The sequence below is a fragment of the Caballeronia sp. INML2 genome (assembly GCF_023631365.1).
Classification (GTDB): domain Bacteria; phylum Pseudomonadota; class Gammaproteobacteria; order Burkholderiales; family Burkholderiaceae; genus Caballeronia; species Caballeronia turbans.
The window spans coordinates 59547-84879 of record NZ_JALQDH010000032.1; the positions used below are offsets into that span (position 1 = coordinate 59547).

General features: G+C 63.6%; 21 protein-coding genes. 1 reads left to right on the forward strand and 20 read right to left on the reverse strand.

Annotation, left to right across the window (positions count from 1 at the left end; genetic code table 11):
- Positions 1 to 11: 11 nt before the first annotated feature.
- From NCT32_RS11885 to secA, 4 genes are all read right to left on the reverse strand, one after another.
- Positions 12 to 443, reverse strand: a complete 432-nt coding sequence (locus NCT32_RS11885) for an NUDIX domain-containing protein (protein WP_250477102.1) — start codon at positions 441 to 443, stop codon at positions 12 to 14.
- On the reverse strand, positions 440 to 1303 hold the full coding sequence (locus NCT32_RS11890; protein ID WP_061121491.1) for an ATP-binding protein: 864 nt from the start codon (positions 1301 to 1303) through the stop codon (positions 440 to 442). The genes NCT32_RS11885 and NCT32_RS11890 overlap by 4 nt, the downstream gene beginning before the upstream one ends.
- 23 nt (positions 1304 to 1326) lie before the next feature.
- On the reverse strand, positions 1327 to 2568 hold the full coding sequence (argJ, locus tag NCT32_RS11895) for a bifunctional glutamate N-acetyltransferase/amino-acid acetyltransferase ArgJ (RefSeq protein ID WP_250490345.1): 1242 nt from the start codon (positions 2566 to 2568) through the stop codon (positions 1327 to 1329).
- 156 nt (positions 2569 to 2724) lie between these two features.
- On the reverse strand, positions 2725 to 5538 hold the full coding sequence (gene secA / locus NCT32_RS11905; RefSeq protein WP_061121489.1) for a preprotein translocase subunit SecA: 2814 nt from the start codon (positions 5536 to 5538) through the stop codon (positions 2725 to 2727).
- A 285-nt stretch (positions 5539 to 5823) separates the two neighbouring features.
- Here secA and NCT32_RS11910 point away from each other — a divergent pair, with 285 nt between their 5' ends.
- Positions 5824 to 6309, forward strand: a complete 486-nt coding sequence (locus tag NCT32_RS11910) for a DUF721 domain-containing protein (protein WP_250490346.1) — start codon at positions 5824 to 5826, stop codon at positions 6307 to 6309.
- 50 nt (positions 6310 to 6359) lie between these two features.
- Here NCT32_RS11910 and lpxC read toward each other — a convergent pair whose 3' ends face one another.
- The 16 genes from lpxC to rsmH form a co-directional block, all read right to left on the reverse strand.
- The gene (gene lpxC, locus NCT32_RS11915; RefSeq protein WP_250477104.1) at positions 6360 to 7277 is read right to left on the reverse strand and encodes a UDP-3-O-acyl-N-acetylglucosamine deacetylase; all 918 of its coding nucleotides are present in this window, start codon (positions 7275 to 7277) and stop codon (positions 6360 to 6362) included.
- 262 nt (positions 7278 to 7539) lie between these two features.
- Positions 7540 to 8043: a peroxiredoxin gene (locus NCT32_RS11920; protein WP_250490347.1), complete on the reverse strand. Its 504-nt coding sequence runs from the start codon at positions 8041 to 8043 to the stop codon at positions 7540 to 7542.
- Positions 8044 to 8329: 286 nt separating this feature from the next.
- Entirely contained in the window at positions 8330 to 9538 is a 1209-nt protein-coding gene (gene ftsZ / locus NCT32_RS11925) for a cell division protein FtsZ (RefSeq protein ID WP_061121485.1), read from the reverse strand.
- 108 nt (positions 9539 to 9646) lie between these two features.
- Positions 9647 to 10879 carry a cell division protein FtsA gene (gene ftsA, locus NCT32_RS11930; RefSeq protein ID WP_008342980.1) on the reverse strand — a complete coding sequence of 411 codons (1233 nt, stop codon included), beginning with the start codon at positions 10877 to 10879 and terminating at the stop codon, positions 9647 to 9649.
- A 26-nt stretch (positions 10880 to 10905) separates the two neighbouring features.
- Positions 10906 to 11658: a cell division protein FtsQ/DivIB gene (locus NCT32_RS11935; protein ID WP_061121484.1), complete on the reverse strand. Its 753-nt coding sequence runs from the start codon at positions 11656 to 11658 to the stop codon at positions 10906 to 10908.
- A 34-nt stretch (positions 11659 to 11692) separates the two neighbouring features.
- Positions 11693 to 12634 carry a D-alanine--D-alanine ligase gene (locus NCT32_RS11940; RefSeq protein WP_250490354.1) on the reverse strand — a complete coding sequence of 314 codons (942 nt, stop codon included), beginning with the start codon at positions 12632 to 12634 and terminating at the stop codon, positions 11693 to 11695.
- Positions 12635 to 12662: 28 nt separating this feature from the next.
- Entirely contained in the window at positions 12663 to 14066 is a 1404-nt protein-coding gene (murC, locus tag NCT32_RS11945; RefSeq protein ID WP_061121483.1) for a UDP-N-acetylmuramate--L-alanine ligase, read from the reverse strand.
- Complete coding sequence (gene murG / locus NCT32_RS11950; RefSeq protein WP_250490348.1) at positions 14066 to 15184, reverse strand: undecaprenyldiphospho-muramoylpentapeptide beta-N-acetylglucosaminyltransferase; 1119 nt, start codon at positions 15182 to 15184, stop codon at positions 14066 to 14068. Before murG ends, murC begins: the two co-directional genes overlap by 1 nt.
- Positions 15181 to 16458 carry a putative lipid II flippase FtsW gene (gene ftsW, locus NCT32_RS11955; protein ID WP_250477107.1) on the reverse strand — a complete coding sequence of 426 codons (1278 nt, stop codon included), beginning with the start codon at positions 16456 to 16458 and terminating at the stop codon, positions 15181 to 15183. Before ftsW ends, murG begins: the two co-directional genes overlap by 4 nt.
- Positions 16455 to 17966, reverse strand: a complete 1512-nt coding sequence (gene murD, locus NCT32_RS11960) for a UDP-N-acetylmuramoyl-L-alanine--D-glutamate ligase (protein WP_061121480.1) — start codon at positions 17964 to 17966, stop codon at positions 16455 to 16457. The genes ftsW and murD overlap by 4 nt, the downstream gene beginning before the upstream one ends.
- 46 nt (positions 17967 to 18012) lie before the next feature.
- Positions 18013 to 19182, reverse strand: a complete 1170-nt coding sequence (gene mraY, locus NCT32_RS11965) for a phospho-N-acetylmuramoyl-pentapeptide-transferase (protein WP_061121479.1) — start codon at positions 19180 to 19182, stop codon at positions 18013 to 18015.
- Positions 19183 to 19205: 23 nt separating this feature from the next.
- Positions 19206 to 20636: a UDP-N-acetylmuramoyl-tripeptide--D-alanyl-D-alanine ligase gene (gene murF / locus NCT32_RS11970; protein ID WP_250490349.1), complete on the reverse strand. Its 1431-nt coding sequence runs from the start codon at positions 20634 to 20636 to the stop codon at positions 19206 to 19208.
- On the reverse strand, positions 20633 to 22177 hold the full coding sequence (locus NCT32_RS11975; RefSeq protein ID WP_250490350.1) for a UDP-N-acetylmuramoyl-L-alanyl-D-glutamate--2,6-diaminopimelate ligase: 1545 nt from the start codon (positions 22175 to 22177) through the stop codon (positions 20633 to 20635). The genes murF and NCT32_RS11975 overlap by 4 nt, the downstream gene beginning before the upstream one ends.
- Positions 22174 to 24030 carry a penicillin-binding protein 2 gene (locus tag NCT32_RS11980; protein ID WP_061121476.1) on the reverse strand — a complete coding sequence of 619 codons (1857 nt, stop codon included), beginning with the start codon at positions 24028 to 24030 and terminating at the stop codon, positions 22174 to 22176. The genes NCT32_RS11975 and NCT32_RS11980 overlap by 4 nt, the downstream gene beginning before the upstream one ends.
- Entirely contained in the window at positions 24027 to 24371 is a 345-nt protein-coding gene (gene ftsL, locus NCT32_RS11985; protein WP_061121475.1) for a cell division protein FtsL, read from the reverse strand. The genes NCT32_RS11980 and ftsL overlap by 4 nt, the downstream gene beginning before the upstream one ends.
- Positions 24368 to 25321 (reverse strand): 16S rRNA (cytosine(1402)-N(4))-methyltransferase RsmH, encoded by a 954-nt coding sequence (rsmH, locus tag NCT32_RS11990; RefSeq protein ID WP_061121474.1) that lies wholly within the window; start codon positions 25319 to 25321, stop codon positions 24368 to 24370. The genes ftsL and rsmH overlap by 4 nt, the downstream gene beginning before the upstream one ends.
- Positions 25322 to 25333 lie beyond the last annotated feature (12 nt).

Consider the following 25333-nt stretch of genomic DNA (forward strand, 5'->3'; position numbering starts at 1 on the left):
TTCGCTCGCGCTTATTCGCGCTCTTCCTCTTCGAGCCATTCGAGGATCGGAATAGCCGCAGGCAGAAGCGGAGCGACATCGACAGGAAGCGTTTGCCAGGCAATCGCCTGGCCTTCACGTCCGAGCGGCGTGCCCTTCCAGTCCGTCACCTTGCAGAAAAAAAGACGCACGTACGCGTGCGGGTAATCGTGCTCGAGCGTGCGCCAAAGCTGACATGCGGTGACGTCGATGCCGAGTTCCTCGTGCAATTCGCGCCCAAGTGCCGTCTCGATGCTCTCGCCCGGCTCGAGCTTGCCGCCGGGAAACTCCCAGTAGCCTTCGTACGGCTTGCCAGCGGGCCGCTGCGCGAGCAGATAACGCCCGTCGTGCTGCACCATCACGCCGACGGCCACTTCCGTTACCTTGCGGCCATCGGGCGCGATGTCGCTCTTCGAATCGGTCATTGCTTGCGTCCCGACCAGTCGCGCGCGAATTGCCACGCGACGCGCCCCGACCGCGACCCGCGTTCCAGCGCCCACACGAGAGCGTCGCCGCGAGCGCTTTCGACTTCAGCTTCATGGCAGCCGAAGTGCTTAAGCCAATGCGCGACGATCGACAGATAGTCGTCCTGCTTGAAAGGATAGAAGCTGACCCACAGCCCGAAGCGTTCGGACAGCGAGATCTTTTCCTCGACCACTTCGCCGGGGTGAATCTCGCCATCGGACGTGTGCTTGTACGTCTCGTTGTCGCTCATGTATTCCGGCAACAAATGACGGCGATTCGACGTCGCGTAGATCAGCACGTTGTCCGATTGCGCCGCGACGGAACCGTCGAGCGCGACCTTCAGCGCCTTGTAGCCCGACTCGCCTTCCTCGAAGGAAAGGTCGTCGCAGAACACGAGGAAGCGCTCGGGCCGCGTCGAGATCAGATCGACGATATCGCCGAGATCGTGCAGATCGTCCTTGTCGACTTCGATGAGACGCAGACCGTCCTTCGAATAAGCGTTCAGACACGCCTTGATCAGTGACGACTTGCCCGTGCCGCGCGCGCCCGTCAGCAAAACATTGTTCGCGGGCAACTTGTTCACGAACTGCTGCGTGTTCTGTTGGATCAGGCCTTTTTGACGATCGATGTTCTGCAGGTCGTCGAGCGAGATTTGCGAGATCGCCGGCACGGGTTGCAGGAAACCACGCCCCTGACGCTTGCGCCAGCGAAACGCCACCGCGGATTCCCAATCGATATCGGGCGCCGCCGGCGGCAACATGCCTTCGATGCGCGCCAGCACCGCCTCGGCGCGCGTGAGAAATTGTTCGAGCTTGTCCATGTTCGTATCGATGCGCGTCGCTTTTACGAGCGATAGTCGGCGTTGATGCTGACGTAGTCGTGCGAGAGGTCGCAGGTCCAGATCGTTGCGTTCGCAGTGCCGCGTCCGAGCAGCACACGAATCGCGATTTCGCTCTTCTTCATCACACGCTGGCCGTCTTCTTCCTTGTACTCGGGATTGCGCCCGCCCGACTTCGCAACGAGAACGTCATCGAGATAAAGATCAATCTTGCCGACGTCGAGATCCGTCACGCCCGCATACCCGATCGCCGCGAGAATGCGGCCGAGGTTCGGATCGGAGGCGTAAAACGCGGTCTTCACGAGCGGCGAATGGCCGATCGCGTACGCGATCTGACGGCATTCCGCCGCGTCCTTGCCGCCTTCCACCGTGATCGTCATGAACTTCGTCGCGCCTTCGCCGTCGCGCACGATGAGTTGCGCGAGTTCCTGCGCCACTTCGGTCACCGCGTCGCGCAGTGCGGCGTAGGCGGGCGAGTCCGTCGACGTGATCGCGGGCAGGCTCGACTTGCCCGATGCGATCAGGATGAACGAATCGTTGGTCGATGTATCGCCGTCGATGGTGATGCAGTTGAACGAGCGATCCGCAACGTGCTTGACCAGTTGATCCAGCACGGGCTGCGCCACGTTGGCATCGAACGCGAGGAAGCCGAGCATTGTCGCCATGTTCGGCTTGATCATGCCCGCGCCCTTGCTGATACCCGACAGCGTGACGACGTGACCGTCGATCGTCACCTGACGCGACGATGCCTTCGGCAGCGTGTCCGTCGTCATGATGGCTTGCGCGGCGTCGAACCAGTGCGAGGCCTTCTGATTCGCGAGCGCGGCGGGCAGGCCGGCTTTCAGACGATCGACCGGCAGCGGCTCGAGAATCACGCCCGTCGAGAACGGCAGGATCTGTTGCGCATCGAGGCCCGCAAGCCGCGCGAGTTCCGCACACGTCTCGCGTGCGTGCGCCATGCCCGGCTCGCCCGTGCCGGCGTTCGCGTTGCCGGTGTTCACGATGAGCGCGCGAATGCTCTTGCCGCTCTTCGCCACGGCTGCCAGATGCTCGCGGCACACGGTGACGGGCGCGGCGCAGAATCGATTCTGCGTGAACACGCCCGCGACGCTCGCGCCTTCATCGACGCGAATGACGAGCACATCCTTGCGATTGGGCTTGCGGATATTCGCCTCGGCCCAGCCGAGCGTGACGCCGGCGACGGGATGAAGCGCTGCGGGATCGATCGAGGGGAAGTTGACGGCCATGTTCGCGTCTCGCTGAAGGTGGCGAGTGCCGGTTGGCTGACCGGCACGCTTTGAAAGACTGACGCCGCTCCGCTGAGCGGGACGGCGCCGTGAAATATTGGACCTGCAAAGACAAACGACGCATCGCTGCGTCGCTTGAGTCTGGTCAGCAGCCGATCAAGCCAGCTTGCCGTGACAGTTTTTGTACTTCTTGCCGCTTCCGCATGGGCACGGATCGTTGCGGCCGACCTTCGGCACGTCGTCCGACGGGCGCGTCACGACGCTGATGTCGTCGCCGGCGGCCATTGCCTGGCTAACCATCTGCGCGGTCGCGCTCGCCGCGGCTGTGGCGGGCGTCGGTTCCGCGGCCGGCGCGTTGAAGTCCGCGTGCGTGAACGACACGTTCTCGAGATGGCTGCCCTTCTCTTCGTACTGTTCGGCGGCTTCCTCGAGTTGTTCCGGCGACTGGATCTGCACGTTCATCACGACGCGCGTGACTTCCTGCTTGACCGCATCGAGCATCGCGGCGAAGAGCTCGAACGCCTCGCGCTTGTATTCCTGCTTCGGATTCTTCTGCGCATAGCCGCGCAGATGGATGCCCTGACGCAGGTGATCGAGCGCGGCGAGGTGCTCGCGCCAGCGGCTGTCGAGCGTCTGCAGCATGATCGAGCGTTCGAACGCGCTGAACGACTCGCGGCCCACGAGCGCGACCTTCGCTTCGTACGCTTCGTCGGCGGCGGCGAGCACGGCTTCGCAGATCTCTTCGGCGTCGATCGAGTTCGACTCGTTGATCATCTCCTGCACGGCGAGGTCGAGGGACCAGTCGTTGCGCAGCACTTCTTCCAGTTCCGGCGCTTCCCACTGCTCCTCGATGCTGCCGGCCGGCACGAAGGTGCGCACGACGTCGCCGATCACGCTCTGACGCATCGCGGCGATGGTTTCCTGGACGTCGTTCGCTTCGAGCAGTTCGTTGCGCTGCTGGTAGATCACCTTGCGCTGATCGTTGGCGACGTCGTCATATTCGAGCAGTTGCTTGCGGATATCGAAGTTACGCGCTTCGACCTTGCGCTGCGCGCCTTCGATCGAGCGCGTGACCATGCCCGCTTCGATCGGCTCGCCTTCCGGCATCTTCAGGCGATCCATGATCGCGCGCACGCGGTCGCCCGCGAAAATGCGCAGGAGCGGATCATCCAGCGACAAATAGAAGCGCGACGAACCCGGATCGCCCTGACGGCCCGCGCGGCCGCGCAACTGGTTGTCGATACGGCGCGACTCGTGACGCTCCGTGCCGATGATATGCAGGCCGCCCGCGGCCTTCACGTGATCGTGGAGCGTCTGCCATTCGTCGTGCAACTTCTGGATGCGCGTGGCTTTCTCGTTCTCGGGGATCGACAGATCCGCTTCGATGAACGACGCCTGCTTCTCGACGTTGCCGCCGAGCACGATGTCCGTCCCGCGACCGGCCATGTTCGTCGCAATCGTGACGACGCCCGGACGGCCCGCTTCCGCGACGATCGCGGCTTCGCGCGCGTGCTGCTTCGCGTTGAGCACCTCGTGCTTCACGCCCGCCTGAGTGAGCAGGCCGGACAGCAGTTCGGACGCTTCGATCGACGTCGTGCCGACGAGCGTCGGCTGACCGCGTTCGACGCAATCGCGGATGTCGCGAATGACCGCGTCATAGCGTTCCTTCGACGTCTTGTAGATCTGATCCTGCTTGTCGACGCGCTTCGGCGGACGGTTGGTCGGAATCACGACCGTTTCGAGGCCGTAGATCTCGTTGAATTCGTACGCTTCCGTATCCGCGGTGCCGGTCATGCCGGACAGCTTCGCGTACATGCGGAAGTAGTTCTGCAGCGTGATGGACGCAAGCGTCTGGTTCTCGGCCTGAATCTGGACGTGTTCCTTCGCTTCGACGGCCTGGTGCAGACCGTCCGACCAGCGGCGGCCCGTCATCATGCGGCCCGTGAATTCGTCGACGATCACGACTTCGCCGTTCTGCACGACGTAGTGCTGATCGCGCAGGAAGAGCGTATGCGCGCGCAACGCGGCATAGATGTGGTGCATCAGCGTGATGTTCTGCGGCGCATAGAGGCTCTCGCCTTCGCCGATCAGGCCCCACTCGGCGAGCAGACGCTCGGCCTTTTCGTGGCCCGATTCCGTCAGGAACACCTGGCGCGCCTTTTCATCGAGCGTATAGTCGCCCGGCTTCTCGACGCCCGTGCCGTCTGCCTTTTCCTCGCCGATCTGTTGCTCGAGCAGCGGCGGCAGCGCGTTCATGCGCACGTAGAGATCGGTGTGGTCTTCCGCCTGGCCGGAGATGATGAGCGGCGTACGCGCTTCGTCGATGAGGATCGAGTCCACTTCGTCGACGATCGCGAAATTGAGCGGCCGCTGCACGCGCGCGGTGGTCTCGTAGACCATGTTGTCGCGCAGATAGTCGAAGCCGAACTCGTTGTTCGTGCCGTAGGTGATGTCCGCCGCGTACGCTTCCTGTTTCTGCGAATGCTCCATCTGCGACAGGTTCACGCCGCACGAGAGCCCGAGGAAGTTGTAGAGACGCGCCATCCATTCGGCGTCGCGCTGTGCGAGGTAATCGTTCACCGTGACGACGTGCACGCCGCGGCCCGACAGCGCGTTCAGATACGCGGCGAGCGTCGCGACGAGCGTCTTGCCCTCGCCGGTGCGCATTTCGGCGATCTTGCCGTAGTGCAGGACCATGCCGCCGATGAGCTGTACGTCGAAGTGGCGCATCTTCAGCACGCGCTTGCTCGCTTCGCGGCAGACGGCGAACGCCTCGGGCAGGATCACGTCGAGCGATTCGCCGCCCGCGACACGCTGGCGGAACTCGTCGGTCTTGGCGCGCAGCTGGTCGTCCGAGTACTTCTCGACGGTCGGCTCAAGGGCATTGATCGCCGCAACGGTCTTTTGATAGTGCTTGACCAGCCGCTGATTGCGGCTGCCAAAAATCTTCTGAAGGAAACCGGTCGTCATCGGATCAGTGTCTGCGTCGCGGCTTCGGACGGGCGCATGTGCAAGCTGCGTCCGGGCTCGGAGAACCTCGGCGACTTAAGTCCATAGGGTGAAATTCGAATCGGGAATTTTAGCACGCGAGCTTGGCAGACCTTGCGTCGGCGTACCCGCGCGCGCGTCGGCGGGGCGCGACAGTCAACGGGTTGAAAGCTTTCCGGCAAGCAACGCCGGAAAAGGCTGTCGACCGGGAACAATAACTTGCGTCGCGTACAATCGAACCGTCCCGTCGGGCGTCCACCTAAAAAAATGAGCCGCTTTTCTACAAATTCAAGGTCGCGTTTCGATCCACGCAGGCCGCAAGCCGTCGCAGACGTGCTCGATCGCACCGATGCGTTTCGCGCGCTGCGTGCGGGTGTCGAGCAAGTGGCGGCGCTGCAGCGCGATTTGAGCGCGCTCTTGCCGGATTATCTGGCGTCGAACGTGGAGCCGGGATTCATCAAAGAGGGCGTGCTCGCGCTCTTCGCTGCGCATAACGCGCTCGCCGCGCGTCTGCGGCATCTGGAACCGCGTCTGCTCTCGGATCTTCAGCAGCGCGGCTGGGCCGTCAACGCGCTGAAGATTCGAGTGCGTCCTCAATCGATGAAAGAACCCGCGCCGCCGAAGCAGGCCCGGATGTCGCCGGCAGGCGCTTCGGCGTTGCAGGAACTGGCCGAGACGCTGGAGCCGTCGCCGCTGCAGGAAGCGCTCGCGCGGATGGCTTCACGTCATCAGGGGCGCACGCAAAAAAAATGAGCGGTGCTTTCGCTGCCGCTCATCTCTGACCACTGAATCAATGCTTTAAATCAGGCAAATGCCGTCTGCGTATCGAATCCGAAACCGCGCGGCGCCTTCTGCGTATCCTCGAACGTAACGACTTCATAAGCGTCTTCGTTCGCGAGCAACTCGCGCAGCAGCATGTTGTTCATCGCGTGGCCGCCCTTGTACGCCTTGTACGACGCCAGCAACGGATGGCCGACCACGTACAGGTCGCCGATCGCGTCGAGCATCTTGTGCTTCACGAATTCGTCGTCGTAGCGCAGGCCGTCATTGTTCAGGATGCGGTATTCGTCCAGCACGATTGCGTTGTCCATGCTGCCGCCGCGTGCGAGTCCCAGTTCACGCATCATCTCGACTTCGTGCGCGAAGCCGAACGTGCGTGCGCGGGCGATTTCGCGCACGTAGGAAGTCGTCGCGAAGTCCACTTCGAGCGCTTGTCCGGTTTTATCGACGGCCGGATGGCGGAAGTCGATGGTGAAGCTCAACTTGAAGCCGAAATACGGTTCGAGACGGGCGAACTTGTCGCCGTCGCGCACTTCGACGGGCTTCGTCACCTTGATGAACTGCTTCGGCGCGTTCTGCTCTTCGATACCCGCGGACTGGATGAGAAACACGAACGAAGCCGCGCTGCCGTCCATGATCGGGATTTCCTCAGCGGTCACATCGACATACAGGTTGTCGATGCCGAGACCCGCACACGCCGACATCAAGTGCTCGATGGTTGACACGCGCGCGCCATCCTTCTGCAAAACGGATGCGAGACGGGTATCGCCGATTGCCATTGCGGACGCGGGGATGTCGACCGGCTCGGGCAGGTCGATGCGCGAAAAAACGATGCCCGTGCCAATCGGTGCGGGGCGCAGAGTCAGATTGACCTTGCGACCGGAATGGAGCCCGATCCCCACGGTTTTGACGACGGTCTTGATTGTTCGCTGCTTCAACATGATGTTCTTTCCGATTTAAGTTCCCTATAAAGAGAATCAATCGTGCGTTAAATTCTAATAGGTCGAATTATACTCCATTCGTCTCGCGCCGTCCTGATCCAGGAGGTATCAACTGTTTCCCAGTGTTACGTCGCGGCGGCCAATTATGAAGTAGAACGGGCCGATGCCCGGAATGGAGGCATTTCCGGTCATCGGCCCCAAGCTGCAGCTCAGTGCGAGGGCGCGTTTAGCGTTGCGCGCTGGCAACGCGGCGCCGCTGCACTCAGCGCAACGTCGCCAGGATGCTTCGAGCGTCGCTGACTTCGAACTTGCCGGGCGCTTCGACTGACAGCGTCTTGACCACGCCATCGTCGACCACCATCGCGTAGCGCTGGGAACGAATTCCCATGCCACGCTCGGTCAAATCCTGATCCAGTCCGAGTGCCTGAGTGAAACGCGCACTGCCGTCCGCAATCATCTTCACCTTGCCCGAGGCTTGAAGATCGCGTCCCCACGCGCTCATGACGAACGCGTCGTTGACGGAAACGCACCAGATTTCGTCGATTCCCGCAGCGGACAGATCCGCTGCTGCTTCGACGTAGCCGGGCACGTGTCTCGCGGAGCATGTCGGCGTAAACGCGCCCGGCAACCCGAAGATCACCACGCGCTTGCCGGCGCACCGCTCGCGCACCGGGAACGCATTCGGTCCCACGGCACAGCCCTCGGTCGCCTCCTCGATGAACTCGAAGAGACGCACATCGGGCAACGTATCACCCACTTTGATCATGCTCGGTCCTTCCCTCATCAGGGCTCGCGAACATCCTCGCGATTGCATCATCCCGCGACCTTGCCGAACGTCGTTGCGGCAACTTCGGCTTCGATTTGCTTCCTCGACGTCAGGGGCAAATTCGTGGGGGTCGGCTGGCCACGGCCCGGCGTCCATTTTGCATCCAGGACGCGGCCTTGGACAGTCGCCCCACGCGAAGCCTGCATCATCCGCACGATATGTTCAGCGCGTGCACGCGGTGCGCTGCATGGCCATAGCTGACTCAGCAGCAAATAACGTGCGCCGCTCAGTCCGCCTGCTTGCGCAGGAACGCCGGAATGTCATACGTATCGACGCCCTTTTCCTGCAGAGCCTGCACGTGCGATGCCGCGGTTTCGCGCGTCGAACGCCACACGGCGGGGGTGTCGAGTTGACCGTAATCCGTCGTCGACTGGCCGTGCTGCGCGCCGTACGTGTTGTGCGAAGGCTGATGACCGTGCGCGACCGGCTGGTTATCGGTGCCCGTGCGCAGGAGGGTCATCGGCGCTTGCTGCTGCTTCTTCGCCGCGCGGCCCAAACCGGTTGCCACCACCGTCACACGCAGTGCATCGCCCATCGCGTCGTCGTACACGGCGCCGAAGATCACCGTGGCGTCATCGGCTGCGTAGCTCTTGATGGTGTTCATCACTTCGCGCGTTTCCGACAGACGCAGCGAGCGGCTCGACGTGATGTTCACCAGCACGCCACGCGCACCCGACAGATCCACACCTTCCAGCAGCGGGCTTGCGACAGCCTGCTCGGCGGCGAGACGCGCGCGATCGACGCCGGCAACCGTCGCCGTGCCCATCATCGCTTTGCCCTGCTCGCCCATCACCGTCTTCACATCTTCGAAGTCGACGTTCACGAGACCATCGACGTTGATGATTTCCGCGATACCGGCCACTGCGTTGTTCAGCACGTCGTCCGCGCACTGGAAGCACTTGTCCATCTCGGCGTCATCGCCCATCACCTCGAACAGCTTGTCGTTGAGCACGACGATCAGCGAGTCGACGTGATCCTCCAGTTGCTGCGAGCCGGCTTCCGCCACGCGCATGCGGCGGCCGCCTTCGAACTCGAACGGCTTGCTCACCACGCCGACAGTCAGAATGCCCATTTCCTTCGCGATCTGCGCGACGACCGGCGCCGCGCCCGTGCCCGTGCCGCCGCCCATGCCGGCGGTGATGAACACCATGTGCGCGCCGCGCAGTGCGTCGGCGATGCGCTCACGCGCGTCTTCCGCCGCTTCCTTGCCCTTCTCCGGTTTCGCGCCCGCGCCGAGACCGGTCATGCCCAGTTGCAGAACCGCCGGCGCGCGGGAACGCGCGAGCGCTTGTGCGTCGGTGTTCATCACGATGAAGTCGACGCCCTGCACACCCCGGTTGATCATGTGCTGTACCGCGTTGCCGCCAGCACCACCAACGCCCACGACCTTGATGATCGTTCCGTTGGTTTCCGTTTCCAGCATTTCGAAATCCATGTTGCCTCCGTCAAGAATGAAGATCGGCGTTATTCGACGAGAGATCGGGCAACCTTTCGTCGCGCGCCAGCCGCCGGTACCAGCGCGTAGTTCTTAACTGCGTTTTGCTTAAAAGTTCCCGAGGAACCAGTCCTTCATCCGCGAGAACACTTGTCCCATCGAACCGTTTTGCACCGCGACCTTGCGGCCGCGCATACGTTGCGAGCGTCCTTCGGCGAGCAGGCCCATCGCGGTCGAGTAGCGCGGATTGCGCACCACGTCGGCGAGACCGCCCGCGTATTCCGGCACGCCGATGCGCACCGGCTTCAAAAAGATGTCTTCGCCGAGCTCGACCATCCCGGGCATCATCGCCGCGCCGCCGGTCAGCACGACGCCGCTCGACAGCAGCTCTTCGTAGCCCGACTCGCGCACGACCTGCTGCACCAGCGAGAAGAGCTCCTCGACACGCGGCTCCACGACCGCCGCCAGCGCCTGACGCGACAGCGTGCGCGGACCGCGCTCGCCGAGGCCCGGCACTTCGATCATTTCGTCCGGATCGGCAAGCGCCTGTTTCGCGATGCCGTAGCTCACCTTGATATCTTCGGCGTCGGGCGTCGGCGTGCGCAGCGCCATGGCCACGTCGCTCGTGATCTGGTCGCCTGCGATCGGAATCACCGCCGTATGACGGATCGCGCCTTCGCTGAAGATGGCGATGTCGGTCGTGCCTCCGCCGATATCGACCAGCACGACGCCGAGTTCCTTCTCGTCCTCGGTCAGCACGGCAAGCGACGACGCCAGCGGTTGCAGAATCAGGTCGTTCACTTCGAGCCCGCAGCGGCGCACGCACTTCACGATGTTCTGCGCGGCGCTCACCGCGCCCGTCACGATGTGCACCTTCACTTCGAGGCGGATGCCGCTCATGCCAATCGGCTCGCGCACGTCTTCCTGGCCGTCGATGATGAATTCCTGGGTCAGGATATGCAGCACCTGCTGATCGGTCGGGATGTTGATTGCCTTGGCCGTCTCGATCACGCGCGCGACGTCCGCCTGCGTGACTTCCTTGTCCTTGATCGCAACCATGCCGCTGGAATTGAAGCTGCGAATGTGGCTGCCCGCGATCCCGGTGAATACGTTCGTGATCTTGCAATCGGCCATTAGTTCGGCCTCTTCCAGCGCGCGCTGGATGGATTGCACCGTGGCCTCGATATTGACCACGACGCCCTTCTTCAGCCCCTTCGAGTCGCTCTGACCGAGTCCGATCACCTCGTAGTGGCCTTCGCCCTTCAGTTCGGCGACGATCGCGACCACCTTCGACGTTCCGATGTCGAGGGAAACCAGCAGGTCTTTGTAGTCTTTGCTCATAGCGTGCTCATGCCTGTGATGTCTGCTTACTTCTTGGCCTTATCGGTGTCGTTGATGAAGCGCATGTTCGCGGCTCGTATGGCGAAGCCGTTCGGGTACCGCAAATCCGCATATTCGATGTCTTTCCCCCATCGTCCGGTAACGGACGTCCACGACGCGACGAATCGCTTGCAACGGTCGTTCAGCGTGTCCTGGTTGCGCTCGCGGCCGAGTTCGATCTGCGTGCCGTTCGAGAGCTTGACCGTCCACGCAAAGCGCGGCGACAGCGTCACTTCCTCGGGCTTCGCATCCAGCGGCGCGAACCACTTCTGAAAATCGCGATACCGCGCAACCACTTCCTTCGCCGTGCCCTCCGGACCGTCGAACGACGGCAGGTCGTCGTCGAGTTCGCCCTGGTTCGCCGTGAAGAGATCGCCGTCGACGCTCACGAGTTGATCGTTGCCCCATGTGCCGAGCGGCTTGTATTCCTCCAGCGTCACTGCGAGCGCGTTCGGCCACACGCGCCGCACGCTCGCGTGGCGCACCCACGGCACCTGCTCGAAGGCGGCGCGCGCCGCATCCAGATCGACGGTGAAGAAGTTGCCCTTCAGATGACCGACCACGCTCGCGCGCACGACCGGCGAACTGACGTGGGTCGTGTCTCCGTCGATCTGAATCTCGCGCAGGCGAAACTCGGGACGCTGGATCGCCCAGTAACCCGCGGCGCCCAGAAGCAGCAGCACGAGCACGACGTGCAGCGCGTTGGCGGCGAGGTTGAGTTGGCGAACGTTGTTCCACATGGTTTCGCTTGTTCGTATCCTGTGAGTGATCGACCTAATTCTTCAGCGTGAGCGACAGCACCTTCACGACGAGATCCTTGTAGCTGATGCCGACCGCGCGCGCGGCCTTCGGCGGCAGCGAGTGATCGGTCATGCCGGGCGCCGTGTTCACTTCGAGGAAATACGGGTTGCCGTCCGAGTCGAGCATGAAGTCGGCGCGGCCCCAGTCGGTGCAGCCGAGAATCTCGAACGCGCGCTTGGTCAGCTGCTTCATGCGTGCTTCTTCGGCTTCGGTCAGGCCGCAAGGAATCAGATACTGCGTGTCGTCGGCGACGTACTTCGCGTGATAGTCGTAGAACTCGCCCGCCGGCACGATCTTGATGACCGGCAAATCGAGATCGCCCGCGATGCAGCACGTGAACTCGCCGCCGCCCTCGATGCTCTTCTCGACGATCACGATCTTGTCGAAGTTCGCAGCTTCAGCGAGCGCCGGCACGAGCGCTTCCGCGCTCTTCACCTTGATGACCGCGACACTCGAGCCCTCGCTGGCCGGCTTCACGAAGAGCGGCAAGCCGAGCTTCGCGACGATGTCCTGCGCGCGCGCCTCGTAGTCTTCGCCGCGAAAGACGGTTTCGAACGGCGGCGTCGGAATGCCGGTCTGCTGCCACACGAGCTTCGTGCGCAGCTTGTCCATACCGAGCGCCGAGCCGAGCACGCCGCTGCCCGTGTAACGGATGCCGTAGAAATCCAGCGCGCCTTGCAATTGGCCGTTCTCGCCATAGCCGCCGTGCAGCGCGATGAACGCGCGCACGAAACCGTCGGCCTTCAGTTCCGAAAGCGGACGACGGGCCGGATCGAACGGATGCGCATCGATGCCCGCGTCGCGCAGACCTTCGAGCACGAGGCGCCCGGAATTGAGCGACACCTCGCGCTCGGCGGAATTTCCACCGAGCAATACCGCGACTTTGCCGAAGGCTTTGGGATCGATTTGATTCACCTGATTGCTCATGTTCTTGATACCGCTCTTACTGAGACTGGCCATTTGCCACGTTCGCCAGCTTTCCGCACACGCCGCCGATGGAACCCGCGCCCATCGTGATCACCACGTCGCCGTTACGCGCGATCGTCGTTACCGCGTCGGGCACTTCGTCGATCGTCTCGACGAACACCGGCTCTACCTTGCCCGCGACGCGAATCGCGCGCGCCAATGCGCGGCCGTCCGCTGCGACGATGGGTGCTTCGCCTGCTGCGTAAACGTCGGTGAGCACGAGCGCATCGACCGTCGACAGCACTCGTACGAAATCCTCGAAGCAGTCGCGCGTGCGCGTATAGCGATGCGGCTGGAACGCGAGAACGAGACGCCGGTCGGGAAACGCACCGCGCGCCGCCGCGATCGTCGCGGCCATTTCGACCGGGTGATGACCGTAGTCGTCGATCAGCGTGTACGCGCCTTCGCCGGTGCTCGCGTTCACTTCGCCGTAACGCTGGAAGCGCCGGCCCACGCCGTTGAATTCGGCGAGCGCACGCTGGATATCGGCATCCGCGACTTCAAGTTCAGTCGCAATCGCAATCGCCGCGAGCGCGTTCTGCACGTTGTGCGTACCCGGAAGGTTCAACACGATGTCGAGCGACGGCGCATCCGCGCGCAACGTGGTGAAATGCATGCGGCCGTCGCGCGCCTCGACATTTACTGCGCGCACTTCCGCCTCGGCGCCCAGGCCGTAGCGGATGATCGGCTTCGAGACGAACGGCAGGATTTCGCGCACGTTCGGATCGTCGACGCACAACACGGCGATGCCATAGAACGGCAGACGATGCGTGAACTCGATGAACGCCTGCTTCAGCCGCGCGAAGTCGTGGCCGTAGGTGTCCATGTGATCGGCGTCGATGTTCGTGATGACTTCGATCACCGGGAAGAGATTCAGGAACGATGCGTCGGATTCGTCGGCTTCCGCGACGATGAAATCGCCCGTGCCGAGCCGCGCGTTCGCGCCCGCGCTAATCAGGCGGCCGCCGATGACGAACGTCGGATCGAGTCCGCCCGCGGCGAGCACGCTTGCGACGAGCGAAGTCGTCGTGGTCTTGCCATGCGTACCGGCGATCGCGATGCCCTGCTTGAGCCGCATGAGTTCCGCGAGCATCACGGCGCGCGGCACGATCGGCACGCGGCGATGGCGCGCCGCGAGCACCTCGGGATTGTCGGGACGCACGGCCGTCGACACGACGACCGCATTCGCGCCTTCGATGTTCTGTTCCTGATGGCCGATGTCGACGCGCGCGCCGAGCGCACGCAACCGCTCGGTCACGGCGTTGTTCGCGAGATCCGAACCGCTCACGTGATAGCCGAGATTGAGCAGCACCTCCGCGATGCCGCTCATGCCGGCGCCACCGATCCCGACGAAGTGAATATGCTTGACGATATGTTTCATTAATGTGCCTCCCGAGCTTGCGCGTTCACACGCGCGCCGGCCACGTCGGCGCATATGCTCGCGACCTTTTCGGTCGCGTCCGGTTTCGCGAGTGCGCGCGAGCGCTCGGCCATTTGCTCGAGCGATGCGCGCGTCTGTACGCGTAGCCAGTCGGCGAGCTTTTGCGCCGACAAATCGCGTTGTTGTATCAGTTCAGCCGCGCCGTTCTTCGCGAGAAAGGCGCCGTTGGTCGTCTGGTGATCGTCGACGGCGAACGGGAACGGCACGAAGAGCGCAGCGACGCCCACCGCCGCAATCTCCGAGACCGTCATCGCGCCCGAGCGACAGATGACGAGATCCGCCGATGCGTAAGCGCCCGCCATGTCTTCGATGAACGGCACGAGTTGCAGATCTTCTCCGCGCGTGAGACCCGCCGCCGCGTAGTTCGCTTCCAGTGCTTCGATATGCTTCGCGCCCGCCTGATGCACGATGCGCGGACGCTCGTCCGGCGCCAGCATCGCGAGCGCCTTCGGCACGGTTTCGTTCAATGCGGCCGCGCCGAGACTGCCGCCGACGACGAGCACATTCAGACGCCCGGAACGCGCGGCGTAGCGTACTTTGGGTGGCAACGCGCTCGTTAGTTCCGCACGGATCGGATTACCGGTCCATTCGGCATTCGGCAGAGCATTTGGAAACGCGACGAGCACGCGTTTCGCAAGATGCGCGAGCACCTTGTTCGCGAGTCCCGCGATCGAATTCTGTTCGTGCAGCACGAGCGGGCAGCCCGCGAGCTTCGTCATGATGCCCGCCGGAAACGTGATGTAGCCGCCCATGCCGAGTACGACATCCGGCTTCACGCGACGCAGCGCGGCGAGGCTCTGCGAGCATGCGCGCAGCAGATTCACCGGCAGCATCAGCTTCGTCTTGATGCCTTTTCCGCGCACGCCGCCAAAGCGCACGTATTCCATCGGAATGCCGTGCTTCGGCACGAGCGTCGCTTCCATGCCGTTCGCATTGCCGAGCCATACCACGCGCCAGCCGTGGGCCTGCATCCAGTGCGCGACCGCGAGCCCCGGGAACACGTGGCCCCCGGTGCCGCCCGCCATCACCATCAAGGTGCGGTCGCGTTGCGCGGTCATACTTTTCCTCCGCGCATGAGAACCCGATTCTCGTAATCCACGCGCAGCAAGACAGCCAGCGCGACGCAGTTCAGCAAAATGCCCGAGCCGCCGTAGCTGACGAGCGGCAGCGTAAGACCCTTGGTCGGCAGGAGGCCGAGATTCACGCCCATGTTGATGAACGTCTGCGCGCCGAACCAGATTCCCACGCCCTTCGCCATCAGACCGGCGAACGTGCGATCGAGCGCGAGCGCCTGACGGCCGATCTCGAACGCGCGGCGCACGATCCAGTAGAACAGCAGGATCACGCAAATCACCCCGACGAAACCGAGTTCCTCGCCGATCACGGCAAGAATGAAGTCGGTATGCGCTTCCGGAAGATAGTTGAGCTTTTCGACGCTGCCACCGAGTCCGACGCCGAACCACTCCCCGCGTCCGAACGCGATGAGCGAGTGCGTCAACTGGTACGCCTTGCCTTGCGCGTAACGGTCGTCCCACGGATCGAGGTAAGCGAAGATTCGCTCGCGACGCCACGGCGATGCCCACACGAGCAACGTGAACGTGCCCACCGCCGTCGCCACCAGTCCGCCGAACAGCTTGCCATTGACGCCGCCGAGGAACAGCACGCCCATCGCGATGGCGGCGATCACCATGAACGCGCCCATATCGGGTTCGAGCAGCAAAAGCGCGCCGACCGCGCCGACCGCCACCGCCATCGGCAGGAAGCCCTTGCCGAAGCTGTGCATGAATTCCTGCTTGCGCACGGTGTAGTTTGCGGCGTAGATCGTCACCGCGAGCTTCATGATTTCCGACGGCTGCATGTTCGTGATGCCGAGCGGAATCCAGCGGCGCGCGCCGTTCACGCCTTTGCCGACGTGCGGAATCAGCACGATGACCAGCAACACCAGCGCGAAGAGAAACAGTTTCGGCGCGTATTTTTCCCAGGTCTTGATCGGGATCTTGAACGCGATGATCGCGCCGACGAGCGCCGTCGTAATCGAGATCAGGTGGCGCACGAGGAAGTGATAGTCGCGGTAGCTCGCGTACTTCGGAGAATCGGGCATCGCGATCGACGCCGAGTACACCATCACGATGCCCAGACCGAGCAGCGCGATCATCACCCAGAGCAGCGAATAGTCGTAGTCGAGCATGCGCGAGCGCGCGGGACGCACGCCGTTCACCGCGCTCGAAATGCCGCCGCGCGTGCCGGAATTCGAGCGGCCCGCGAGCGAGTCGCTCGGCATCGCGTTGCGCTGGCCCGTGAGTTTCGATCCGAAGCGGTCCGACCAGCTCATAGCATCACTCCCCGCGCGGCGGCGATATCTTCGACCGCGCTGCGAAACACGTCGGCGCGGTGTGCGTAGTTCCTGAACATGTCGAGGCTCGCGCACGCGGGCGAGAGCAACACGGCGTCGCCGGCTTCCGCGATGCGCGCGGCGGCATTCGTCGCGGCTTCGAGCGTCGCGTGGTCTTCGAGCACGACGCCCGTCGATGCGAGCGTTTCGCGAATGCGCGGCGCGTCGCGGCCGATCAGCATGACCGCGCGCGCCCAGCGTGCGACAGGCGCTTCGAGCGGCGAAAAGTCCTGGCCCTTGCCGTCGCCACCGGCGATCAGCACGATGCGCTGCGCGAGTCCATCGAGCGCGGCCACCGTCGCGCCGACGTTGGTGCCCTTGCTGTCGTCGACGTAATCGACGCCGTCGATCTGCGCAATCACTTCCACGCGATGCGGCTCACCGCGATACTCGCGCAGCCCGTGCAACAGCGCGGCGAGCGGGAGATCGATCGCACGCGCGAGCGCGAGCGCCGCAAGCGCGTTCGCCGCGTTGTGAAGCCCGCGAATACGCAGCGCATCGACAGGCATCAGTCGCTTCGAGACGACGTTCGGCTCGCTGACTTCCTGCTTGCGGCGACGCGACGGCGAGGGTTCATCGGCGGCGTCGCGATCGACGCCGATGGCGAGCCACGTCATGCCGTTGTCGCGCAGCAAACCATAGTCACCGACATGACACGGCTCGTTCAGCCCGAACGTCACGACGCGGTCCTGCGCGATGTTCTTCGCGAGCGCCATCGTGCGGGCGTCGTCACGGTTCAGCACGCGCGTCGTGCGCAATCCGAAAATGCGGCCCTTCGCGGCGGCATACGCGTCCAGGCCACCGTGCCAGTCGAGATGATCCTGCGTGATGTTGAGCACCGCGGCCGCGTGCGGTGCGAAGGAATGCGCGGTTTCGAGCTGGAAGCTGGACAGTTCGAGCACCCAGACATCCGGGAGGGCGGTTTGATCGATCGCTTCGGTCAGTTTGTCGAGCATCGACGGGCTGATGTTGCCCGCGACCGCGACCGACTTGCCCGCACGCTCGCACAAAAGACCGGCAAGCGCGGTGGTCGTGGTTTTTCCGTTCGTGCCGGTGATCGCGATGACCTTCGGCGCATAACCGTTCGCGCCCAGTCCGGCGAGCGCCTGCGCGAAGAGTTCCAGTTCGCCCCACACGGGAATGCCGCGTTCCTTCGCTGCGGCGATCAACGGCGCGAGCTCCGGCGCGAGCGGCGAAAGCCCCGGGCTGATCGCAACGAGTTCGATGCCGCCATCGAGCAATGCGGGCGTGAACGCCCCGCCGATGAAGTCCGCATCGATCTTGTGAACCGCGAGTTCGGAAAGATTCGGCGGCGTTTCGCGCGTGTCGGCGATCTTCAGGCGGCAACCGTGCCTGGCGCACCAGCGCGCCATCGCCAGACCGGATTCACCCAGTCCCAGCACGAGCACCATCGGACTTTGCCGACCGACAAACTTCTCGCCAAACATCGCTTTACCTTTCCCGAAAACCTGAAACCGCGAAACCGCAAAAAGATCAACGCAACTTGAGCGTCGACAAGCCGAAGAGACACAGCATCAACGTGATGATCCAGAAGCGCACGACCACTTGCGTCTCGGTCCAGCCGGACAACTCGTAGTGGTGATGCAGCGGCGCCATCTTGAAGAAACGCCGGCCTTCGCCGTAGCGGCGCTTCGTGAACTTGAACCAGAAGACCTGCAGCATCACGGAAAGCGTTTCCGCGACGAAGATGCCGCCCATGATGAAGAGCACGATCTCCTGACGGACGATCACCGCGATCGTGCCTAGCGCGCCGCCGAGCGCGAGCGCGCCGACATCGCCCATGAAGACTTGCGCGGGGTGCGTGTTGTACCAGAGAAACGCGAGACCCGCGCCCCCCATTGCGGAACAAAAGATCAAAAGTTCGCCCGCGCCGGGAATGTGCGGGAACAACAGATATTTCGAATAAACCGAACTGCCCATCACGTACGCGAACGCGCCGAGCGACGCGCCCACGAGCACGACCGGCATGATGACGAGACCGTCGAGACCATCGGTGAGATTCACCGCGTTGCTCGAACCGACGATCACGAAATACGTCATCGCGATGAAGCCCCACACGCCGAGCGGATAGGTGATCGACTTGAGGAACGGCAGCATCAAGTCTGCGCGCGCGGGCAGGCCCATCGACAGGCCGCTCTTCACCCACGCCATGAAGAGATCGAACACGCGCGCGTTGTTCGCCTCCGAGACGCTGAACGCGAGATAAACGGCCGCGAAAATGCCGATCACCGATTGCCAGAAATACTTCTCACGCGAGGACATGCCGCGAGGATCCTTGTGCACGACCTTGCGATAGTCATCCACCCAGCCGATCACGCCGTAGCCAAAGGTGACGAGCATCACGATCCACACGAAGCGGTTCGTGAGGTCGGCCCACAGCAGCGTCGACACCGCGATGCCGATGAGAATGAGCACGCCGCCCATCGTCGGCGTGCCGGACTTGACGAGGTGCGTCTGCGGGCCGTCCTTGCGCACGGCCTGGCCGACTTTGAGCGCGCTCAGCTTGCGGATGACCCACGGGCCGCAAACCAGGCCGATCAAAAGCGCCGTCGCCGTGGCGCCCACGGCGCGGAACGTGATGTAGGTAAACACGCGCATGAAGCTGGCGTCATTCTGGAGCCATTGCGCGAGTGCGAGTAGCATGCTGGTCCTTCTCTTTCAGTGAATCAATGTGCCGCGGGCGCACTGCCCGCAGCGGATTGTTGGGAAGTCGTCAAGGCGTCCACTACGCGCTCCATCTTCATGAAGCGCGAGCCTTTCGCGAGATACGTTGCGTTGCTGCCGTAACCTGCGCGTTCGAGTGCGGCGACCATTTCGGTGACGTCACCGAAATGCGCCGCGGTTTGCTTCGATGCGCTGGCGTTGAATGCGTTCACCGCATCGACACTGGCTGCGCCGAGCGCGAAGAGCGCATCGATACCGCGCTCGGCCGCATACGCGCCGACTTCGCGATGAAACGCCGGACCTTCCTCGCCGACTTCGCCCATGTCGCCCATTACGAGCACGCGAGGTGCTGCCTGCGATGCGAGCACGTCGATCGCGGCGCGCATCGAATCGGGATTGGAGTTGTACGTGTCGTCGATGACGGTCGCGCCTGCGAGCGCGCCGAGGATCGCGCGCTTCACCTGCAGACGGCCCTTCACCGGCTGGAAGGATTCGAGGCCGCGCTTGATCGCATCGAGCGAAACGCCCGCGGCGAGCGCGGCTGCGGTCGCGGCCATTGCGTTGCGCGCATTGTGTTCGCCGAGCACGTTCAACGCGACATCGAGCGCGCCTTGCGGCGTCTGCATGCGCACCGTCGTGCCTTCGAGCATGCCGGTGACGGCTGCCTTCGACGCGTCGTCCGTGAGCGCGAAGTCGATGATCGGGTTGCCCGTCGCGGCCGTGCGCCAGAAGACGGCGTATTGATCGTCGGCGGGAAACACGGCCGTACCCGTTTCACCGAGCGCGTGGATCACCGACGCGTGCTCTAGCGCGACCGCTTCGACCGTCGCCATGAACTCCTGATGCTCACGCTGCGCGTTGTTGACGACGGCGACGTCCGGCGCGGCGATCTTGCCGAGCACTTCCGTTTCGCCCGGATGATTCATGCCGAGCTCGACCACCGCGAGCTTGTGCGACGTGTTCAGACGGAACAGCGTGAGCGGCAAGCCGATGTCGTTGTTGAAGTTGCCAGCGGTCGCGAGACGCGATTGCTCGCCGACCGCAGCCGCGAAAATCGACGCGATCATCTCCTTGACCGTCGTCTTGCCGTTGCTGCCCGTGACGGCGACGAGCGGCATCGTGAAGCGCGTACGCCAGCCGTGCGCCAGCGCACAGAGTGCGGCGCGCGTGTCCTTTACCTTGATGACAGGAAGTGGCCAGGCATCAGCGTTGCTCGGGTCGCGTGACACGAGCGCCGCAGCCGCGCCGCTCTTTGCCACCTGATCGAGGAAATCATGCGCATCGAAGCGATCGCCCCGCACCGCGACGAACAGGTCACCGGCCTGAACGCCACGGCTGTCCGTGACGATGCGTTCGATAGCCACGTTTTCGTCGCCCTTAAGAACGGCACCGGGAATCATCGCGGTGGCTTCGCGCAAGGTGAACATCGTCATTCGCCACCTCCGCGCTGTTGCGTGGCGCGCGCGGCAAGTGCGAGCCGCGCGTGATCCTGATCCGAGAACGCGCGCTTCTTGCCCATGATTTCCTGCGTGGCTTCGTGTCCTTTCCCGGCGAGCACGACGACATCCTCGCGCGCCGCCGAGCGGATCGCCTGCAGGATCGCGCTCGCACGGTCCTCGATGCGGCGGGCTTTGGCGGCGTCGGTCATTCCGGCTGCGATCTGATCGATGATGGCTTGCGGATCTTCGCTGCGCGGGTTGTCGCTCGTGATGACGACCTGATCCGCGAGACGCTCCGCGATCGCGCCCATGAGCGGACGCTTGGTCGCATCGCGGTCGCCGCCGCAGCCGAACATGCAGACGAGCTCGCCGCCGCGCGCCTGCGCGATCGGGCGCAGCGCGGTGAGCGTTTTGTCGAGCGCGTCGGGCGTGTGGGCGTAGTCGATCACGACGAGCGGCTCATCGCTCTGAATGCGTCCGCCGAGGCGCTCCATGCGTCCGTTGACGGATTCGAGCTTCTCGATGCGCGCGATGGCGGCATCGAACGGCACCCCGACTTCGAGCAGCACGCCGAGCACGGAAAGCAGATTGCTCACGTTGAATGTGCCGAGCGTGCCCACTTCGACATCGGCTTCGCCCCAGTCGGACGACAAATGAAACGCTGTACCCGTCGCGGTCGCGCGGACCTGCGTCGCGAGCAGCATCGCGTCGGCGCTCGGCGCGGCATCGGCGGGCATTTCGACGCCATAGGCGATCGTGCGCACGTTGCCGCGCAGCGATTCGATCAGACGCCGACCCGCCGAATCGTCGCGATTGACGATTGCCGTCTTGAGCGACGGCCACGCGAAGAGACGCGCTTTCGCTGCTTCGTAGGCGTCGAAGGTGCCGTGGTAATCGAGATGATCCTGCGTGAGATTCGTGAAAATGGCGACGTCGAAATCGACGCCATTCACGCGGCCCTGGTGCAGCGCATGCGACGACACTTCCATTGCTACGCCTTCCGCGCCCTGCGCCTTCAATTGCGCGAGATTGCGCTGCAATTGCGGCGCGTCGGGCGTGGTGAAGCCGCTATGTACGAGCTTGCCCGGCATGCCGATGCCGAGCGTGCCGACGATCGCGCACGGGCGGCCGAGCGCCGTCAACGCCGTGGCGATCCACTGGCTGCACGAGGTCTTGCCGTTCGTGCCTGTCACGCCGACGGTCAGCATCGATGCCGTCGGCTCGCCGTACCACGCGGACGCGATCGGGCCCGCGAGCTCGTTCAGCGCCTTCACGGCGAGCGTTTTCGATTGATCGGGCTTGCCCGCGAACCTCTCCGGCTGATAGAGCGCCGCGGCCGCGCCCGCGGCGAGCGCGGCGTCGAGATACGGGCGGTTGTCCGCGCCATCCACCGCATAGGCGAGGAACACGTCGCCGCTTTTGAGCGAGCGCGTGTCGGCGTGCAGTTGCGCCTCGGGCCGCGCGTGCGCGCGCAGCCACTGAACGGCATGTGATACATCCTTTTGCATTTTGCTCTGTCGGGCCTGCGCGCTCATCGCACGACTCCCGGGTGCGTCTTCGTGTTGCTGGACACCGCGACTTTCTTCGCGGTGTTCACGTTATTCCTGTTCGCCGGCTGCTGGGCTGCCGGTTGTGCGGCGGCGTTCGAATCGTCCGTCACGACCATCTGCTTGACCGGCATGTCGGGCGGCACGTTGAGCGCGCGCAGCGTGTCGCCGACGATGCCCGAGAACACCGGACCCGATACCTGACCGCCGAAGTGGCTGCCGACCGTCGGCTCGTCGACGGACACCGCCACGACGATGCGCGGATTCGGCATCGGCCCCATGCCGACGAACGATGCGCGGTACTTGGAATGGTCGTAGCCGTGACCGCCGTGCTTGTACGCCGTGCCCGACTTGCCGCCGACGCGATAGCCCGCCACGGCCGCATCCGGCGACGTGCCGCCCTTCGCCGTCACGGTTTCGAGCATCGCGCGCACTTGGCGCGCGGTCGTCGGCGAGAACACCTGCTGACCGATCGGCGGCTGATCGCCGGGCGTGCGGAAAATCGAGACCGGCAGAATGGTGCCGTCGTTGGCGATCGCGGTGTACGCGCGCGCAAGCTGAAACAGCGACGCGGACAAGCCGTAACCATAGGACATCGTCGCCTGCTCGATGCGCCGCCAGCTTTTCCACGGCCGCAGGCGTCCTGTCACGGCGCCCGGAAAACCGACCTTCGGCGCCTGACCGAGCCCGATGCTCGTGTACATGTTCCACATTTCCTCAGGACGCAATTGCATCGCAATTTTGGTCGCGCCGATATTGCTCGACTTCTGAATCACGCCGCCGACCGTGAGCGTGCCGAACCCGGAATCGTCCGTAATGCGCGCCCCGTCGAGGACGAACACGCCGCCACCCGTTTCGACGAGCGTATTCGGCGTCACGCGATGCAGATCGAGCGCGAGCGAAACGGTGAACGGCTTCATGATCGAGCCCGGCTCGAACGTGTCCGTCAGAATGCGGTTGCGCAACTGCTCGCCCGTCATGCGCGAGCGGTCGTTCGGGTTGTAAGTGGGATAGTTGACGAGCGCGAGCACCTCGCCCGTTTTCACGTCGATCACGATCGCCGCGCCTGCCTTCGCCTTCGACTTCTCGACGGCCGCTTTCAGGTTCGTGTACGCGATGTACTGAATCTTGCTGTCGATCGAGAGTTCGACATCCGTACCATTGTGCGGCACGACTTGCTCGTCGACGTCCTCGACGATGTGGCCCATGCGGTCCTTGATGACGCGGCGCATGCCCGGCGTGCCGGCGAGAACGTTCTGGTCGCCGAGTTCGACGCCTTCCTGTCCCTTGTCTTCAATATTAGTAAAGCCGATCAGGTGCGCGGTGATTTCGCCTTCCGGGTAAAAGCGCTTGTATTCGCCGCGCGAATAGATGCCGGGAATGTCGAGCGCGGCGACTTTCTGCGCGACTTCGAGCGGCACCTGCCGCTTCACGTAGACGAAGGTCTTGTCCATCGAGAGCTTCGCGCGCAGCTCTTTTTCCGGCATTTCGAGCAGTTTGGACAGTTGCGCGAATTTGTCCGCGCCGAGATCGTTCGGCACGGCCTCGGGAATTGCCCAGATGGCCTTCACCGGCAGGCTCGTCGCAAGCACAAGGCCGTTACGGTCGCGAATCTGGCCGCGCGTCGCCGGCATTTCGAGCGTGCGCTGATAGCGGCTCTCCCCCTGCTTCTTGAAGAACGCGTTGCCAGGCCCCTGAATCCAGAACGCGCGTGCGGCGAGGGCGACAAACGCCATAAAAAGCAGGAATACGACGAACTTCGAGCGCCACATCGGCAGGCGCACGGCGAGCAGCGGGTTCGGCGTATGAGCGACGTCTTTCTGCTTCGCGGATTTTTTCATCGCTTGGCTCCGCGTGCAGGCGGCGCCGACGCCGGCAGCGGCGGCGGCATGGGTGCGTCGGCGGCCTTGCCGGTCGCCGTGTCGTAGGTGAGATATTGCGTGCGGCCGGTCGTCACGGGCTGCATTTTCAGTGAGTTAGTGGCCAACTGCTCGATGCGCGACGTCTTCGAGAGCGCGCTCTGCTGATACTGCAACTGCGCGTAATCCTGCTGAAGTTGGCGCTCCTGCGACTGCGCCCGCTGCAAGTCGATGAAGATCTCCCGCTGCTGGTTCGTGGAGCTGACGACCGACAGCGCGCACCCGAGCACGACGATCAGCAGGAAGATATTGAGACGGTTCATGGGGCGATCCGCTCAGCGATACGCATCACCGCGGACCGCGCGCGCGGGTTGTCGGCGACTTCGGCATCGCTCGGAAACACGCGGCCGACCACACGCAGCGGCGGGCTGGGCAGATCGACCGCGCGGATCGGCAAGCGACGGTCCACCGCCGGCGCGCTCGCGTGCGCCTGCATGAACCGCTTGACGATCCGGTCTTCGAGTGAATGAAAGCTGATCACGACCAGCCGCCCCCCTTGCTCCAACAATGCCAATGCCGACTCGAGTACTACTTGCAGCTCCGCAAGCTCTTGATTGACGTGAATCCGTATAGCCTGAAAGGTGCGAGTTGCCGGGTCCTTGCCCTTTTCACGGGTTTTGACGACGTGACCCACGATTTCGGCAAGCTCGCTCGTGCTGTCGAGAGGCCCAAGACGGTCGGACTCTGCCCGGCGAGCAACAAGCGCCTTTGCAATCTGAAAAGCAAACCGTTCTTCCCCATAATCTCTGATGACCTCCGTGATTTCCTGCACCGTAGCCCGTGCGAGCCACTCGGCCGCCGACTCGCCGCGAGTCGGATCCATCCTCATGTCGAGCGGACCTTCTGCGCGGAAGCTGAAGCCGCGCTCCGGGTCGTCCACCTGCGGCGACGACACGCCAAGATCCAGCAACACGCCCGACACCCGCCCGACACCGCGCTCGTTCGCCGCATCGCGCAAAGCCGCGAAGCTGTCGTGCACGATCGAAAAACGCGAGTCGTGAATCTGTTGTGCCGTGGCGATCGCAAGAGGATCCTTGTCGAAGGCGATGAGCTGCCCCGCTTCCCCCAACCGTTGCAAGATCGCCCGGCTATGACCGCCGCGCCCGAAAGTGCCATCTATATAGATGCCGTCCGTGCGCGTGATCAGCCCATCCACCGCTTCCTTCAGCAGCACCGTGCGGTGCTGCAGCTCTTTTCCCGACGAATTCGCCATTTTCTTCAGCGC